At 67.3% G+C, this 14321-nt stretch carries 14 protein-coding genes and 3 tRNA genes; 13 read left to right on the top strand and 4 right to left on the bottom strand.

From position 1 onward, the window contains the following. Positions 1–18: 18 nt before the first annotated feature. Positions 19–1554, top strand: coding sequence for a hypothetical protein (locus tag ACTIEY_RS17000; protein ID WP_439520325.1), 1536 nt, complete (start codon positions 19–21; stop codon positions 1552–1554). On the opposite strand, the gene thiL is transcribed toward ACTIEY_RS17000, so the two are convergent. The 3 genes from thiL to apaG are packed head-to-tail and all read right to left on the bottom strand — an operon-like array spanning position 1519 to position 4949. Then, the gene (thiL, locus tag ACTIEY_RS16995) at positions 1519–2487 is read right to left on the bottom strand and encodes a thiamine-phosphate kinase (RefSeq protein WP_439520324.1); all 969 of its coding nucleotides are present in this window, start codon (positions 2485–2487) and stop codon (positions 1519–1521) included. The two genes, ACTIEY_RS17000 and thiL, sit on opposite strands and share 36 nt — an antisense overlap. Continuing rightward, positions 2480–4513 (bottom strand): site-specific recombinase, encoded by a 2034-nt coding sequence (locus ACTIEY_RS16990; protein ID WP_439520323.1) that lies wholly within the window; start codon positions 4511–4513, stop codon positions 2480–2482. The genes thiL and ACTIEY_RS16990 overlap by 8 nt, the downstream gene beginning before the upstream one ends. Positions 4514–4553: 40 nt before the next feature. Then, positions 4554–4949, bottom strand: coding sequence for a Co2+/Mg2+ efflux protein ApaG (gene apaG, locus ACTIEY_RS16985; RefSeq protein ID WP_439520322.1), 396 nt, complete (start codon positions 4947–4949; stop codon positions 4554–4556). An 82-nt stretch (positions 4950–5031) separates the two neighbouring features. Between apaG and rpe the strand changes: the two genes are divergently transcribed. Further along, positions 5032–5706, top strand: a complete 675-nt coding sequence (gene rpe / locus ACTIEY_RS16980; RefSeq protein WP_439520321.1) for a ribulose-phosphate 3-epimerase — start codon at positions 5032–5034, stop codon at positions 5704–5706. Then, a complete protein-coding gene (gene gph / locus ACTIEY_RS16975; protein ID WP_439520320.1) occupies positions 5706–6371 on the top strand; it encodes a phosphoglycolate phosphatase in 666 nt (221 codons plus the stop codon). Before rpe ends, gph begins: the two co-directional genes overlap by 1 nt. Here gph and ACTIEY_RS16970 read toward each other — a convergent pair. Continuing rightward, the gene (locus tag ACTIEY_RS16970; protein ID WP_439520319.1) at positions 6354–6935 is read right to left on the bottom strand and encodes a chalcone isomerase family protein; all 582 of its coding nucleotides are present in this window, start codon (positions 6933–6935) and stop codon (positions 6354–6356) included. The two genes, gph and ACTIEY_RS16970, sit on opposite strands and share 18 nt — an antisense overlap. A 388-nt stretch (positions 6936–7323) precedes the next feature. Here ACTIEY_RS16970 and trpE point away from each other — a divergent pair, with 388 nt between their 5' ends. The 10 genes from trpE (at position 7324) to ACTIEY_RS16920 (ending at position 14216) form a co-directional block, all read left to right on the top strand. Further along, positions 7324–8823, top strand: coding sequence for an anthranilate synthase component I (trpE, locus tag ACTIEY_RS16965; RefSeq protein ID WP_439520318.1), 1500 nt, complete (start codon positions 7324–7326; stop codon positions 8821–8823). Next, positions 8820–9413 carry an anthranilate synthase component II gene (locus ACTIEY_RS16960; RefSeq protein WP_439520317.1) on the top strand — a complete coding sequence of 198 codons (594 nt, stop codon included), beginning with the start codon at positions 8820–8822 and terminating at the stop codon, positions 9411–9413. Before trpE ends, ACTIEY_RS16960 begins: the two co-directional genes overlap by 4 nt. Next, complete coding sequence (gene ltaE, locus ACTIEY_RS16955; protein ID WP_439520316.1) at positions 9410–10477, top strand: low-specificity L-threonine aldolase; 1068 nt, start codon at positions 9410–9412, stop codon at positions 10475–10477. Before ACTIEY_RS16960 ends, ltaE begins: the two co-directional genes overlap by 4 nt. A 15-nt stretch (positions 10478–10492) precedes the next feature. Then, positions 10493–11140: a LysE family translocator gene (locus tag ACTIEY_RS16950; RefSeq protein WP_439520315.1), complete on the top strand. Its 648-nt coding sequence runs from the start codon at positions 10493–10495 to the stop codon at positions 11138–11140. A 14-nt stretch (positions 11141–11154) separates the two neighbouring features. Beyond that, on the top strand, positions 11155–12210 hold the full coding sequence (trpD, locus tag ACTIEY_RS16945) for an anthranilate phosphoribosyltransferase (protein WP_439520314.1): 1056 nt from the start codon (positions 11155–11157) through the stop codon (positions 12208–12210). A 12-nt stretch (positions 12211–12222) separates the two neighbouring features. Beyond that, positions 12223–13023: an indole-3-glycerol phosphate synthase TrpC gene (gene trpC, locus ACTIEY_RS16940; protein ID WP_439520313.1), complete on the top strand. Its 801-nt coding sequence runs from the start codon at positions 12223–12225 to the stop codon at positions 13021–13023. Positions 13024–13054: 31 nt separating this feature from the next. Further along, positions 13055–13762 carry a uracil-DNA glycosylase gene (locus ACTIEY_RS16935; protein ID WP_439520798.1) on the top strand — a complete coding sequence of 236 codons (708 nt, stop codon included), beginning with the start codon at positions 13055–13057 and terminating at the stop codon, positions 13760–13762. Between the two features lie 66 nt (positions 13763–13828). Further along, positions 13829–13914: transfer RNA gene (locus ACTIEY_RS16930), tRNA-Tyr, on the top strand. A gap of 75 nt (positions 13915–13989) precedes the next feature. After that, positions 13990–14063, top strand: a tRNA-Gly gene (locus ACTIEY_RS16925). Between the two features lie 78 nt (positions 14064–14141). Then, positions 14142–14216, top strand: a tRNA-Thr gene (locus ACTIEY_RS16920). The last annotated feature ends 105 nt before the right edge of the window (positions 14217–14321 follow it).

Here is a 14321-nt window from a genome sequence, read left to right as displayed (position 1 = left end):
CCCGGCAGGGGAGCGGGCATGGCCATGAACACCGGGGCGATCCTCACGGCGTTGATGCTGGGCGTGGTGCTGACCGCGCTAGCTTCGTGGGGGGTGAGCGGGCTGTACCGCCGCCGCATGCTGGCGCTGATGGGCAGCGCCCCGCCACCGGATGCGAGCCAGGCAGGTGGCTTGCCGGAGGGCAGCGGGCTCGCCCCGCCCCGAGCCCCGGTGCAGCTCCATCGCCGCGACAGCCGCCATGCCCAGGTGCGTCAACTGGCGGTGCTCACAGGCCTCTCGCTGGTGATCGGCCTCTCGCAATCGGTGCTCGCCCTGTTCTTCATCTACGGCGACGGCCTGCTCAGCTTTTCGCGCGCGCTCACGCTGGGTCTCGTCTACGCCTGGCCCATCGCGCTCACCTGGGGCCTCATGCGCCGTTGGCCCTGGTGGGGCACGCTGGTGGCCATCGTGCTGTACCTGCTGGCGATGCTCGCGCTGGTGACCTGGCGATCCGTCTCGCCCCAGCCGCTCACCGCATCGCTCGCCTGGCTGGGCGGCCTGGTGCTGATTCCGGTCACGGTCACGCTGCTGATCGGCGCGAGCGGACGCATCCGTGCGGTCGCGCCCTACCTGCTGCCGATCTTCCTGCTGCTGGCCGGCTCCTCGGTGATCGCGCTGCAGCTCATGGTGCTGGGCGTGAACGATCCGCCGAACTGGCTGGTGGCGCTGGTGGGCGGCATCGGTGCGTGGCCAGCCATCGTGCTGCTGGCGTTGGCGCCGTGGATGCTGCTGGCCTGGCCGGCGTGGGCCATGGCACGAACGCTGGCCCGCGCCTACCGCGACAAGCGCTTCTCCGACCTCTGGTACCTGCTGGCGGCCTATTGGCTGGTGGTGCTTGCCGCCACGGCGCTGCCCGCGCTGCAGGGGGTGGGCCTGATCGCCCTCACGCAGCTCCTGCCCTGGCTGTGGATTCCGCTGGCCGGCTGGGCTCTGCGCGGCTGGCTCGCACCGCGGCACGCGCCACCCACCCTGCTGGTGCTGCGCGTGTTCCAGCAGGACGCCACCGTGCAGGCCCTGTTCGACCGCGTGGTCGAACGCTGGCGCCTGGGTGGCAACACCGTGCTCATTGCCGGCACCGACCTCCTCAGCCGCACGCTGGACCCGGACGACCTGTTCACCTTTCTGAATGGCCGGCTGGCCACGCGCTTCATCGGCAGCGAAGCGCAACTGGCGGAGCGCCTTCGCGGGTTCGACCTTGCGCCCGATCCAGACGGACGCTACCGGGTGAACGAGTGCTACTGCTTCGACAGCACGTGGAAGGCCGCCCTGGCCGCGCTGGTGCAGTGCAGCGATGTGGTGCTGATGGACCTGCGTGGCTTTCACGCCGGCAAGCTCGGCTGCCGCCACGAGCTGCGTGTGCTGGCCGGCGCAGATCACCTGCAGCGGGTGGTGCTGCTGCACGACGGATCGACCCGGCGCGCGGTGGCCGAAGAAGACGTGGCCGGCGCGCCGCCCGGACGTTTCGTGTGGGTGCGGACCCTAGGCGAAGTGGTCGAAGCCCTGTACCCGCACTGACTGCGGCTGGCCTTGCGCATCCAGCAGGCGGATGCCCTGGCCAGCGGTGATGCGGCCGATGCGCGTGACCGGCGTGGCACTGGTTCGCGATGCAGTCTGCACCGCGTCGCGCGCGGCCGGGTGGGCGGTGAAGAGCAGCTCGTAGTCGTCGCCGCCCGCCAGCAGGCATTCCAGCCGCTCGGCTGGCGGCAGCGCTTTCAGGGCAGGCGCCACCGGCAGCGCAGCGAGCTCGATGTCGGCGCCCACGCCGCTGGCCGCCAGCACATGGCCCAGGTCGCCCACGAGGCCGTCGCTCAGGTCGATCGCGGCATGCACGCCCTCCACCGCAGCCAGCGCCACGCCCAGCGCGTTGCGTGGTGTGGGCCATTCCAGCCGTTGGCGCAGGTCGGCCCCGCTGGCGGTGCTGGCCCACGCGGTGCCGCGCTGGTGCTCCAGCGCCAGGCGCGCTTCGCCGGTGCGCCCGCTCACGTACACGTCATCGCCATCGCGGGCCGCGCTGCGGCGCAGCGCGCGGCCGGCGAGCACCTGGCCAAAAACGGTGATGCAGATGTTCAGCGGCCCGCGCGTGGTGTCGCCGCCCACCAGCGGGCAGGCGTGTGAGTCGGCCAGCGCGAAGAGGCCGCGGGCAAAGGCGGTGAGCCAGGCATCGTCGGCGTGCGGCAGGGCCAGCGCCAGCGTGAAACCCAGGGGTCGTGCGCCCATGGCGGCCAGGTCGCTCAGGTTCACGGCCAGGGCCTTGTGGCCCAGCGCGCTTGCGTCCACCGTGGCGAAGAAATGGCGGTCCTGCACGAGCATGTCGGTGGAGATGGCCAGTTCGTGGCCGGGCGCCGGCCGCAGCAGCGCACCGTCGTCTCCCACACCCAGCACCACATCTGGCGGCAACCGCACGCCGGGGCGCTGGAAGTGCCGCCGGATCAGCTCGAACTCACCCATGGGGTTTCGGTTCAGAGGGCGGCGCGTCGTCTTCGACCACCGGGTTCCTTCGCGGCGGCAGCAGGAAGCTCAGCGGCGCCGCACGAATGCGGCGCTTGATGGCCGAACGGATCAGCAGGCGATTCACCTCGCTCACGCTTTGGGCCTGCAGCGCGAGGCGGAAGGCGAGGTAGAAGCTCACGCCCAGGTTGAGCGGCCCGATCACCGCCACGCCCGCAATGGCCCACCAGAATTCGGATTCGTGGAAAACGCCCCACCCCAGCGCCATGGCCGCCGCGGCCACCTGACCGGCCGACAGGGTGACGTGGCGCACATCGAGACCAATGCCGAAAAAGGCCATGAAGGCGGGCACGAGGCCGAGCATAAAGCCCAGCGAGACGTTGGCAGCCAGGCCCGAGATGTTGCGGCGCATGAAGTCGGCCCAGCGCGCGGCCCGCTCGCGTCCCAGCACCGCGGTGAACCTCGGGTTGTGCTGCATGGCCGAGTCCAGGTTGTGGAACACATACCAGTTCTCCACCCAGCCGGCGATGATGCTGGAGGCGAACAGCAGCACGCCGGTGAACGCCGCGTAGAGCACCAGCGGCCCGAGGATGCTGATGTCCTTGAGCACCTGGTGGGCCTTGGCCTCGTTCACCATGGCCTCGCCCGTGATCAGCATCATGACCAGACTGATCAGCACCACGACCGGAATCACCATGCCGATGTTGCCGACGATGGAGGCCACCTGCGAGCGGAACAGGTTGGCCACTTCGTCGACGAAGCGGCGCACCGCGCCCGGCTGCTTGATGTCGCGCAACTTGGCCACCATGGCCGGTGCGGTCACGGCGGGCTGCTTGGTGGCCAGGGTGAGGTGCAGCAGCATGATCACCACGAACGAGGTCGCGTAGTTCACGCCGTTGGCGAAGCCGCCCCAGAACGCGGTGAGGCCCAGGCCCACCATGAGGAACTTGACCCAGACCGTCAGACCCACGATGGCACCACCGCCGGCCGCCTTGCGCAGCATCTCGCGGTATTCGGCGCCGTTGCGGGTGATGTAGTGCTCGCCGCTTTCTGCGCTGCGCTCGGCCACCTTGGCCGCGGTGAGGTGCGAGCTGGCGGCGATCAGCGAGCGCACGCTCTGGTTGTCGATGCCGACCTGCGCCAGATCGGCCAGCAGGGCGGCAGCGGCGCGTTCGGGTTTTTCGGACTGCAGGCAGTCCAGCAGTTCCTTGATGCGCACGATGCGCTCGCGCAACTGGCGAAGGCGGAACACGATGCCCACCGAGACGCCGTGTTCTTCCAGGTGGGAGTACACCGAGTAGGCCGCATGCCGGCAGGCGTCCAGGCGCAGGCGAAGCGCCTCGGCGGCGGCGAGTGCCGCCTCGCTCTGCGATCCGTGCAGGCGCACGGCGAGGCGAAGGGCCTCGAAATCGGTCGGGAGTTTTTGAAACGGCCGCGCTGCCTGGGCCTCGGGTGACATGCGCACCCGGATCTCGGACGCGAAGCCGGTGGCGCAGACCTGCGCCACGCAGAAGGTGAGCGCGTCCATGAGCGCACTGGGCCAGAACCCGGCCACCGACGGGGCCGCGTCGTCCACCGGATGCGCCGGCGGCGCGATCAGCAGTTCGTGCAGGCGTTTCAGGGTGGCGCTGTCCAGTGCCTTGAGCCAGCGCACATCGAATCGGCTGGAGAGCAGCAGGTCGTACAGCTCGCCCATGTCGGTGGTCTCGGGCGTGCCGGGCAGCACCTTCTTGCGCAGTCGGTTGCCGAACTCGCTGAGGAACGCGGTGCGCGAGGCAAAGCCGTGGTCGGCCAGCAGGGGGGTGAGGTCCACCGTGCCGATGAAGCGGCTCCACCAGAGACGCCAGAGCGCCCGGCCATCCGGCTGCGATTCCACCGCATCGAGGAAGGCCTTCACGCGGGCCACGCTGGCCGTCACGTCGCTGGCATCGCCCCGCACCCATCTCAACGCTTCGATCAGCCACAGGTGGCGTCCGGCCAGTGAAGCGTGGGGGTCCAGCGTGTCCAGGGGTGTGCCGGTGTTCATGCGGTCGTGCCCTCCAGAGCCCCTGGCGCTGCTGGCGCGTTCAGTGCAGCACCCGTGCCGGTGCTTCGCCGCCACCCGGCGCGCGCAAGGCGAACTCGGCCACTTCGGCCTCGAAGCGTTCGCCGTCTTCGGCCACGCAGAAAAAGCTGCCGCGCATGCTGCCGCTGGGCGTGGCCAGCCGCGTGCCGCTGGTGTACTGGAAGGACTCTCCCGGGCGCAGCAGCGGTTGATGCCCCACCACGCCCAGGCCCTTGACCTGCTCCGTGTGGCCACGCGCATCGTCGATGATCCAGTGCCGCGCGATCAGCTGCGCCGTCACCTCGCCCGCGTTGGTGATGGTGATGGTGTAGGCGAAGGCGTACTGCTCTTCCTCGGGCGAGGATTGCTCGCTCAGGTACTGGGGCTCGACCTCGCAGGTGAACAGGTATCGGGGCATGGCCGGCATGTTACCCCGGCACCCTGAAGCCCCTCGGTGCCTGCGAGAATACGGTCCCCTCATCTCCAGCCGGCCACCGACCATGACGTACCGAATCGCCCCGTCCATCCTGTCCGCCGACTTTGCCCGCCTGGGCGAGGAGGTGAAGAACGTCATCGCCGCCGGTTCCGACTGGATCCATTTCGACGTGATGGACAACCACTACGTGCCCAACCTCACCTTCGGTCCGATGATCTGCCAGGCGCTCAAGCCGCACGCGAAAAAGGCCGACGGAACGCCGGTGCCGATCGACGTGCACCTGATGATCCAGCCGGTGGACGCGCTGGCCGGCGCTTTCATCGACGCGGGCGCGGACCTGGTGAGCTTCCATCCCGATGCGAGCGCCCACGTGCACCGCAGCGTGCAGGCCATCAAGGCCAAGGGCGCCCAGGCCGGCCTCACCTTCAACCCCGCCCAGCCGCTGGACGTGCTGGACTGGCTGATCGACGACATCGACCTCATCCTCATCATGAGCGTCAACCCCGGTTTCGGCGGGCAGAGCTTCATCGACTCGGCCCTGCGCAAGATCGAGGACGCGCGCCGGCGCATCGAGGCCAGCGGCAAGGACATCCGCCTGGAGGTGGACGGCGGCATCAAGCCCGACAACATCCGCCGGGTGGCCGATGCCGGCGCCGACACCTTCGTGGCTGGCAGTGCGATCTTTGGCAAGCCGGACTACAAGGCCGTGATCGACCAGATGCGGGCAGCGCTCGCGTGATGCAGAACATCCGTGCCGCGATCGTGGACCTGGACGGCACGATGGTGGACACGCTGGGCGATTTCGATGTCGCGCTGAATCAGTCGTTGAAGGACCTGGGGCGCCCCGAGGTCGGCCGCGCCGACATCGAGCGCATGGTGGGCAAGGGCTCTGCCCACCTCATTCGCTCGGCGCTGGTGCACGGCGGTCTCGACACTGCAGAGGCCGGGGCGTTGCAGGCCGAAGCCTGGAAGCGCTACCAGGCGAACTACCTCGCCATCAACGGCCAACACAGCGCGGTCTACCCCGGCGTGGTCGAAGGCCTCACTGCGCTGCGCGAGCGTGGCCTGCCACTCGCCTGCCTGACCAACAAGCCGATCGGTTTTGCCCGCCCGCTGCTGCAGGCCAAGGGGCTGGACAGCTTCTTTGCCCAGGTGTTCGGCGGCGACAGTTTCGAACGCACGAAGCCCGACCCCTTGCCCCTGCTGAAAACCTGCGAGGCTCTGGGCACGCCGCCCTCGCACACGCTGATGGTGGGTGACTCGCAGAACGACGGCATCGCCGCGCGGGCCGCGGGGTGCCCGGTGGTGCTGGTCACCTACGGCTACAACCACGGCGAGCCGATTGCGCAGGCGCCGCACGACCGGCTGATCGGTTCGCTCGAGGAATTACTTCACCTTTCCTAGCAACGCATCCTTGAGCATCCAGTCCGCCGGTTTGGGTCCGAGCCAGATGCGCATGAGCGCGTCGTAGAACTCGGGCTCCTTGAAGGGCTCGCCCTCGACCTTGCCCTTGACCGTGATCAGCGTGCCGGTGCCGGGAATCCAGTCGACCAGGAAGGTCTCGCCGGCCATGAGCTTCTTGTGGTTGCTGAAGATCTGGCTCATGCGCAGCACGCCCGGGATCAGCCTGGAGAAGGCCGCGCGCTCCATGTTGTCTTCCATGCCGCGCGAGAACAGCTTGCCCAGTTCGGCCGAATCGATGTCGCGCAGCATGGTGATCGTCAGGCGCTTGGGACCGGGCGCCGCGAGCACCGCCTCCGGTGAATCCGCCTTCTGGCTCAGGTAGAGCGCTGCGGTGTACACCTTGAACACAGCCTTGTAGCGCACGCCGGCGCCATTGAGCACCAGCGGCTTGTCGGCCACGGTGATGCGGTCTTCGAGCTTGACGCCCGACACGTCCACGGTGGCGCTCATGGCCAGGGTGGGCAACCAGAGTGCGGTGGCGCAGATGAAGAGCTTGAGTCTCATGGATGCAGGGTCTCCGCGATGAGGGGCATTGGGGCCCGAAAAGAACAGCCGTGCTATTTTCAGGCGGCGCCTGCGCGTGCAAGACCCTTTGGCGACAGCGCAGCCCGTGCGCCGTGATTTGGGACACATGCGGTGACGCGTTTGCTACACTGCCCCACCATGTTCAACCCATGCACAACCTTCTCAGGTGGTCTGCCGAGCCGCAATGGCCGGGGAGCCTGGCCCTGGCGCAAGCCAGCGTAACGTGCACCCTCCCCGGGGTTGTCGCAGCGAACCGGCTGCCGCACCCCCACCTCTCGCCCGGCAGCGCGCCTGACCGGATGGCATGGACCCCAGCCTCACCCGACACGTCGATCGACCCGGGGTGTGGCCGATGGAAGAACTGAACATGATCACCGAACTGGAATTCAAGAGCCTGACCCAGCAAGGCTACAACCGCATACCGCTGATGGCCGAGGCCTTCGCGGACCTGGAAACCCCGCTCTCCCTGTACCTCAAGCTGGCGCACGGACGCGGCGACGGCAAGCACAGCTTCCTCCTCGAATCCGTGGTGGGCGGCGAGCGTTTCGGGCGCTACAGCTTCATTGGCCTGCCCGCGCGCACGCTGTTGCGCGCCTCGGGTTTCGGTGCCGACGCGAAGACCGAGGTCGTGCGCGATGGCAGCGTGCTGGAAACCCACCAGGGCAACCCGCTGGACTTCATCGCCGCCTACCAGAAGCGCTTCAAGGTGGCGCTGCGCCCGGGCCTCCCGCGCTTCTGCGGTGGACTGGCCGGCTACTTTGGCTACGACGCCGTGCGCCACATCGAGAAAAAGCTGCAGGACACCTGCCCCCCCGACACGCTGGGTTGCCCCGACATCCTGCTGCTGCAGTGCGAGGAGCTGGCGGTGATCGACAACCTCTCCGGCAAGCTCTACCTCATCGTCTACGCCGACCCGGCGCAGCCTGAGGCGTACGCCAACGCCAAGAAGCGCCTGCGCGAACTGCGCGAGGCGTTGAAATATTCCGTGAGCGCGCCGGTGGTCAAGCCCACGCAGGGCTACCCTGCGGAGCGCGATTTCGCCAAGGCCGACTACCTCGCCGCCGTGGATCGCGCGAAAGAGCTCATCGCCGCGGGAGAGTTCATGCAGGTTCAGGTGGGCCAGCGCATCAAGAAGCGCTACACCGAGTCGCCGTTGTCGCTCTACCGCGCGCTGCGCTCGCTCAACCCCTCGCCCTACATGTATTACTACCACTTCGGGGATTTCCACGTGGTGGGTGCATCGCCTGAGATCCTGGTGCGTCAGGAAAACACGGCAGAGGGCACCAAGGTGACGATCCGCCCGCTGGCCGGGACGCGGCCGCGCGGCGCCACGCCGGAGCAGGACAAAGTCATCGAACAGGAGCTCGTCAACGACCCGAAGGAACGCGCCGAGCACGTCATGCTCATCGACCTCGCGCGCAACGACATCGGGCGCATCGCGAAGATCGGCACGGTGAAGGTGACCGAAGCCTTTGCGGTGGAGCGCTACAGCCACGTGATGCACATCGTCAGCAACGTCGAAGGCATGCTGGTGGATGGCATGACCAGCATGGACGTGCTCAAGGCCACCTTCCCCGCCGGCACGCTCACCGGCGCGCCCAAGGTGCACGCCATGGAAGTGATCGACCAGCTAGAACCCACCAAGCGCGGCATCTACGGTGGCGCCTGCGGTTACCTCAGCTACGCCGGCGACATGGACGTGGCCATCGCGATCCGCACCGGCATCATCAAGGACCAGACGCTGTACGTGCAGGCCGCCGCCGGCGTGGTGGCGGATTCGGTGCCGGAGATGGAGTGGAGGGAAACCGAGCACAAGGCGCGCGCGCTGCTGCGCGCGGCCGAACTGGTCGAGGAGGGCCTGGAATGAGCAAGCCGCTGCAAGTCCTCATGGTGGACAACTACGACAGCTTCACCTTCAACATCGTGCAGTACCTGGGCGAACTCGGCGCCGACGTGACGGTGTTGCGCAACGACGAGGTCACGGTGGCCGAACTGCAGGTGCGGCTTGACGAAGGGCGGATGGATCGCCTGGTGATTTCGCCGGGCCCCTGCTCGCCGGCGGAGGCGGGAATTTCGGTGCCCGCGATCCAGCACTTTGCCGGCCAGCTGCCCATCCTCGGGGTCTGTCTCGGACACCAGAGCATTGGCGCGGCATTCGGCGGCCAGATCGTGCGGGCGCAGGAACTCATGCACGGCAAGACCAGCGTGATCACGACCACGCGGCAAGGCGTGTTTGCCCATCTGCCCGAGCAGTTCACGGTCAACCGCTACCACTCGCTCGCCATCGAACGCGCGAACTGCCCCGATTGCCTGGAGGTCACGGCGTGGACACCCGACGGCGAGATCATGGGGGTGAAACACAAGACGCTCGCCGTCGAGGGCGTGCAGTTCCACCCCGAGAGCATCCTCACCGAGCATGGACACGCGATGCTCAAGAACTTTCTGGAGCAAGCATGAACAAGGTCGATTTGAGAAGTGACACTGTCACGCAACCCACGCCGGCCATGCGCCAGGCCATGATGGCTGCGCCACTGGGCGACGATGTGTTTGGCGACGACCCGAGTGTGCACGCGCTTCAGGCTCGCGTCGCCGCCATCACCGGCAAGGAGGCTGCGCTCTTCATGGCCAGCGGTACACAGAGCAACCTGTGCGCGATGCTGTCGCACTGCGAGCGCGGCGATGAGTACATCGTGGGCCAGAACGCGCACACCTACCGCTACGAAGGTGGCGGCGCGGCGGTGCTCGGCAGCATCCAGCCCCAGCCGCTGGTGCAGAACGCCGCAGGGCAGATGGCGCTGGCCGACATCGCCGCCGCCATCAAGCCCGACGACCCCCACTTCGCGCGCACGCGCCTGCTGTGCCTGGAAAACACCTGGAACGGCCATCCCATGACGGCCGAATACCTCGACCAGGCCACAGCGCTGGCGCGGGAACACGGCCTGGCCGTGCATCTGGACGGCGCGCGTGTGTTCAATGCCGCTGTGGCCGCCGGTGGCGACCCGTACGCAGCGGTGCGCGGCATCGTGGACCGGTTCGACAGCGTCTCGGTGTGTTTCAGCAAGGGCCTGGGCGCGCCCGTGGGCTCGGCCTTGTGCGGCTCGAAAGACCTGATCCGCCGCGCCCTCCGCTGGCGCAAGATGCTCGGTGGCGGTCTGCGCCAGTCGGGCCTGCTGGCCGCCGCGGCGCACCACGCGCTGGACCACCATGTGACCCGTCTGGCCGACGACCACGCGCTCGCGCAGCGGCTGGCCCAGGGACTCGCGGGCATTGAAGGCCTGAGCGTGCGTTCGGCACAGACCAACATCGTCTTCGTGGATGTGGCGAACGGGCGTGGACCCGATCTGCTGGCGCACCTGGAGCGCGATGGCGTCCTTGCCACGGGCCTGATCGGTCTGCGCTTCGTCACGCACCTCGATGTGGACACGGCAGGCATCGACCGCGCCCTTGCGAGCGTGAGGGCCTTCTTTGCCCAGGGCGGTTCCGCCCTCGCCACCCGGACGGGCGGCACAGCCGTGTACTGACGCGGGAGCTTCGACATGCCCGACCTGCCGCAACTCCTGCTCTTCATCGCGGCCGGATGGCTGCTCAACCTCACGCCTGGCCCGGATGTGCTCTACATCGTCTCGAACGCGCTCCGAAGCGGCGCCCGTGCCGGCATCGTCGCGGCGCTGGGCATCGTGAGCGGCTGCTTCGTGCACGTGTTCGCGGCCGCCGTCGGTGTCAGCGCGCTGCTCACGACCTCAGCCGCTGCCTTCACGGTGCTCAAGTGGATGGGTGCGGCCTACCTGGTGTGGATGGGCGTGCGCATGCTGCTCGCCAGGGCGGCGCCCCTGGTGATCCCCGCGGAGGGCGCATCGTCCGGGCTGAGTCTGTGGCGCGTGTACCGACGGGGCTTTCTCACCAACGTGCTCAATCCCAAGGTGGCGCTGTTCTTTCTCGCTTTCGTGCCGCAGTTCATCGCACCCGATGCCGCCAACAAGGCGCTTGTCTTTCTGATGCTGGGGCTGATCTTCAACCTCAATTCGCTGCCCATCAACTTCGGCTACGCCTGGCTTGCGGCTTGGTTTGCGCGCCGCGTGGAGGTGGTGCAACGCGGCATGCGCTGGCTCGACCGCGCCGCAGGAGCGCTCTTCATCGGCTTCGGCGTGAAACTGGCCATGACCGACAATCCCGCCCAGCCATGAGAATCGGAGACACCATGCCCCAAGCGCAAGTCCAGGTCCACAAGATCACGCCGCAGGAAGCCCTGCAGCGCACGATCGAACACCGCGAAATCTTCCACGACGAGATGCTGCACCTCATGCGCCTCATCATGAGCGGTGAGATGTCGCAGGTCATGATGGCGGCGTTCATCACCGGTCTGCGCGTGAAGAAGGAGACCATCGGCGAGATCACCGCCGCCGCGCAGGTGATGCGCGAGTTCTCCACCAAGGTGCATGTGGCCGACAAGACGCACCTGGTCGACATCGTCGGCACCGGCGGTGACGGATCGCACACCTTCAACATCTCCACCTGCTCCATGTTCGTGGCGGCCGCGGCCGGGGCGCGCGTGAGCAAGCACGGCGGGCGCAGCGTGTCCAGCAAGAGCGGCAGTGCCGACGTGCTCGAGAGCCTGGGCGTGAACATCAACCTGCCGCCCGAAGCCATTGCGCGCTGCATCGAGCAGGTGGGTGTGGGCTTCATGTTCGCGCCCAATCACCACCCCGCCATGAAGAACGTGGCGCCGGTGCGCCGCGAGCTCGGGATGAAGACCATCTTCAACATCCTGGGTCCGCTGACCAACCCGGCTTCCGCGCCCAACATCCTCATGGGCGTGTTCCATCCCGATCTGGTCGGCATCCAGGTGCGCGCGCTGCAGCGGCTGGGCGCCGAGCACGCCGTGGTGGTGTATGGCCGCGACGGCATGGACGAGGTCTCGCTCGGTGCGGCCACGCTGGTGGGTGAACTCAGGAACGGCGAGATCACCGAGTACGAGATCCACCCCGAGGATTTCGGCATCACCATGGCCAGCAGCCGCGCGCTGCGCGTGGAGACGCCCGAAGCTTCGCGGCAGATGCTCATGGGCGTGTTGAAAGCGAACGACGACCCGTCGTTCAAGGCCGCCAGCGAAATCGTGGCACTCAACGCGGGGGTGGCGCTGTATGCGGCCAACGTGGTGCCCGACATGGGCGCGGGCATCGAGCTCGCGCGCCGCACGCTGGCCTCCGGCGCGGCGCTGGCCAAGCTCGAACAACTCAAGGCCTTCGCGGCCTGACCGGAAGACGCCATGAGCGACATCCTGCAGAAGATCGTGGCTGTCAAACACGAGGAAATCGCCGCCGCGCAGCGCAAGAAGCCGCTGGACGTGGTGCGTTTCGACGCCGAGAGCCGCGTGCTCACGCGCGATTTCGAAGGCGCGCTGCGCGACAAGATCGCCGCCGGCCAGGCGGCCGTGATCGCTGAAGTGAAAAAGGCCAGTCCCAGCAAGGGCGTGCTGCGCGAAGAATTCATCCCGGCCGACATCGCGCAGAGTTATGCCGAGGGGGATGGCGTGGTGAGCGCGGCCTGCCTGTCGGTGCTCACCGACCGGCAGTTCTTCCAGGGCAGCGCCGATTTCCTCAAGCAGGCCCGCGCCAGTTGCGATCTGCCGGTGCTGCGCAAGGACTTCATGGTCGATCCCTACCAGGTGTATGAGGCGCGATCCATGGGCGCCGATGCCATCCTGCTGATTGCCGCCTGTCTGGACGATGCGCGCATGGCCGAGCTCGAATCGCTGGCGATGGAACTGAACATGGCGGTGCTGGTGGAGGTGCACGACCGAGCCGAACTTCAGCGTGCCCTCAAGCTCAAGACGCCGCTGGTGGGCATCAACAACCGAAACCTGCGCACCTTCGAGGTCACGCTGCAGACGACGCTGGACATGCTGCCCGACGTGCCCGCCGACCGTTTGTTGATCACCGAATCCGGCATTCTGGGCCGCAACGACGTGCAGGCCATGCGCGCGGCCGGCGTCCATGCGTTTTTGGTTGGCGAGGCGTTCATGCGAGCGCCCGAACCCGGCCTGGCGCTGGCCGAACTGTTCGCCTGAGGCCCCGCCGGTGCAAGCCGACCTGGAGGGCATGGAGAGCGGAGCTGCCAGGCTTCGCTCGGCAGATCTGGCCGACTGGCCGGTCGAGAGCGGCTGGGCGGACCTGGTGGCTGCGTTCCGGAACTCGGCCCCCGGCCGCGCGCTGACCCGCTATTTGGGGGAACGCCTGGAAGCCGGGGCCGTGATCTACCCGCCTCAGCCCTTGCGTGCGCTGGAACTCACTGCCCCCGACGAAGTGCGGGTGGTGATCCTGGGCCAGGACCCGTACCACGGCCCTGGTCAGGCCGAAGGACTGGCGTTCTCGGTGGCGCCCGGCGTGCGGCCCCCGCCCAGCCTGCGCAACATCTTCTCGGAGATCCAGCGCGATCTCGACATCGCACCGCCGGCCCATGGCTCGCTGGTGCGTTGGGCACGGCAAGGCGTCCTGCTGCTCAACACCAGCCTCACCGTGGAAGCCGATAGGCCTGCCAGTCACTCAATGCGCGGTTGGGAAGTGCTCACTGACGAGCTGATTCGCCAATGTGCTCAATCGGAACTGCCCAAGGTGTTCCTGCTCTGGGGCGCACACGCGCAGAAAAAGGCATCGCTGATCGACCCGGTCCGCCACCGGGTTCTGATGGCGAACCACCCATCGCCCCTCTCCGCCCGCCGCGGCCCGTTGCCTTTTATCGGGTGCGGCCACTTCCGGCAGGCCAATGGCTGGCTGGCAAGTCAGGGTTCCGAACCCGTGCGCTGGTGAACCTCCGGCGTTCAGGGGTGCTGGAGCCAGGCGTGAAATCCATGGCATAATCGCGGGCTGCGCTATGGAGGGGTGGCCGAGTGGTTAAAGGCAGCAGACTGTAAATCTGCCCGCTTATGCGTACGCTGGTTCGAATCCAGCCTCCTCCACCAGCGGTCGATGTGATGTGTTAGCGATGGGAAGTCGCGCCCGGATGGGTTGGTGCCGCGTGGCACTGGTTTGTTCAGGCGGGAGTAGTTCAATGGTAGAACCCCAGCCTTCCAAGCTGATGACGCGGGTTCGATTCCCGTCTCCCGCTCCATGTCTGTTGATGGCCGGGCTTGCCTGGTTCGGTGAGTGATTTGAAGTTTCAAGGGCGTCCGGCTTGCCGGGCGCCTTGGCCCTTGTGGCTCAGTGGTAGAGCACTCCCTTGGTAAGGGAGAGGTCGCGGGTCCGATTCCCGCCAAGGGCACCAGTTATCCGCATGTGTTCTGGTGTTTCGGCAGTTTTGATTTTGGAGCTGACAAATGGCAAAAGAGAAATTTGAGCGGACCAAGCCGCACGTGAACGTGGGCACGAT

Source organism: Hydrogenophaga sp. (genome assembly GCF_051858985.1).
GTDB lineage: Bacteria > Pseudomonadota > Gammaproteobacteria > Burkholderiales > Burkholderiaceae_C > Hydrogenophaga.
Note: the sequence above shows the minus strand (reverse complement) of the source record. Positions and strands in the feature narration are given on the sequence as shown.

Bases quoted from the DNA above. Each gene is read 5' to 3' on its own strand.
- ACTIEY_RS17000 (WP_439520325.1), top strand. From the start codon at position 19: ATGGCCATGAACACCGGGGCGATCCTCACGGCGTTGATGCTGGGCGTG.
- thiL (WP_439520324.1), bottom strand. From the start codon at position 2,487: ATGGGTGAGTTCGAGCTGATCCGGCGGCACTTCCAGCGCCCCGGCGTG.
- ACTIEY_RS16990 (WP_439520323.1), bottom strand. From the start codon at position 4,513: ATGAACACCGGCACACCCCTGGACACGCTGGACCCCCACGCTTCACTG.
- apaG (WP_439520322.1), bottom strand. From the start codon at position 4,949: ATGCCCCGATACCTGTTCACCTGCGAGGTCGAGCCCCAGTACCTGAGC.
- rpe (WP_439520321.1), top strand. From the start codon at position 5,032: ATGACGTACCGAATCGCCCCGTCCATCCTGTCCGCCGACTTTGCCCGC.
- gph (WP_439520320.1), top strand. From the start codon at position 5,706: ATGCAGAACATCCGTGCCGCGATCGTGGACCTGGACGGCACGATGGTG.
- ACTIEY_RS16970 (WP_439520319.1), bottom strand. From the start codon at position 6,935: ATGAGACTCAAGCTCTTCATCTGCGCCACCGCACTCTGGTTGCCCACC.
- trpE (WP_439520318.1), top strand. From the start codon at position 7,324: ATGATCACCGAACTGGAATTCAAGAGCCTGACCCAGCAAGGCTACAAC.
- ACTIEY_RS16960 (WP_439520317.1), top strand. From the start codon at position 8,820: ATGAGCAAGCCGCTGCAAGTCCTCATGGTGGACAACTACGACAGCTTC.
- ltaE (WP_439520316.1), top strand. From the start codon at position 9,410: ATGAACAAGGTCGATTTGAGAAGTGACACTGTCACGCAACCCACGCCG.
- ACTIEY_RS16950 (WP_439520315.1), top strand. From the start codon at position 10,493: ATGCCCGACCTGCCGCAACTCCTGCTCTTCATCGCGGCCGGATGGCTG.
- trpD (WP_439520314.1), top strand. From the start codon at position 11,155: ATGCCCCAAGCGCAAGTCCAGGTCCACAAGATCACGCCGCAGGAAGCC.
- trpC (WP_439520313.1), top strand. From the start codon at position 12,223: ATGAGCGACATCCTGCAGAAGATCGTGGCTGTCAAACACGAGGAAATC.
- ACTIEY_RS16935 (WP_439520798.1), top strand. From the start codon at position 13,055: ATGGAGAGCGGAGCTGCCAGGCTTCGCTCGGCAGATCTGGCCGACTGG.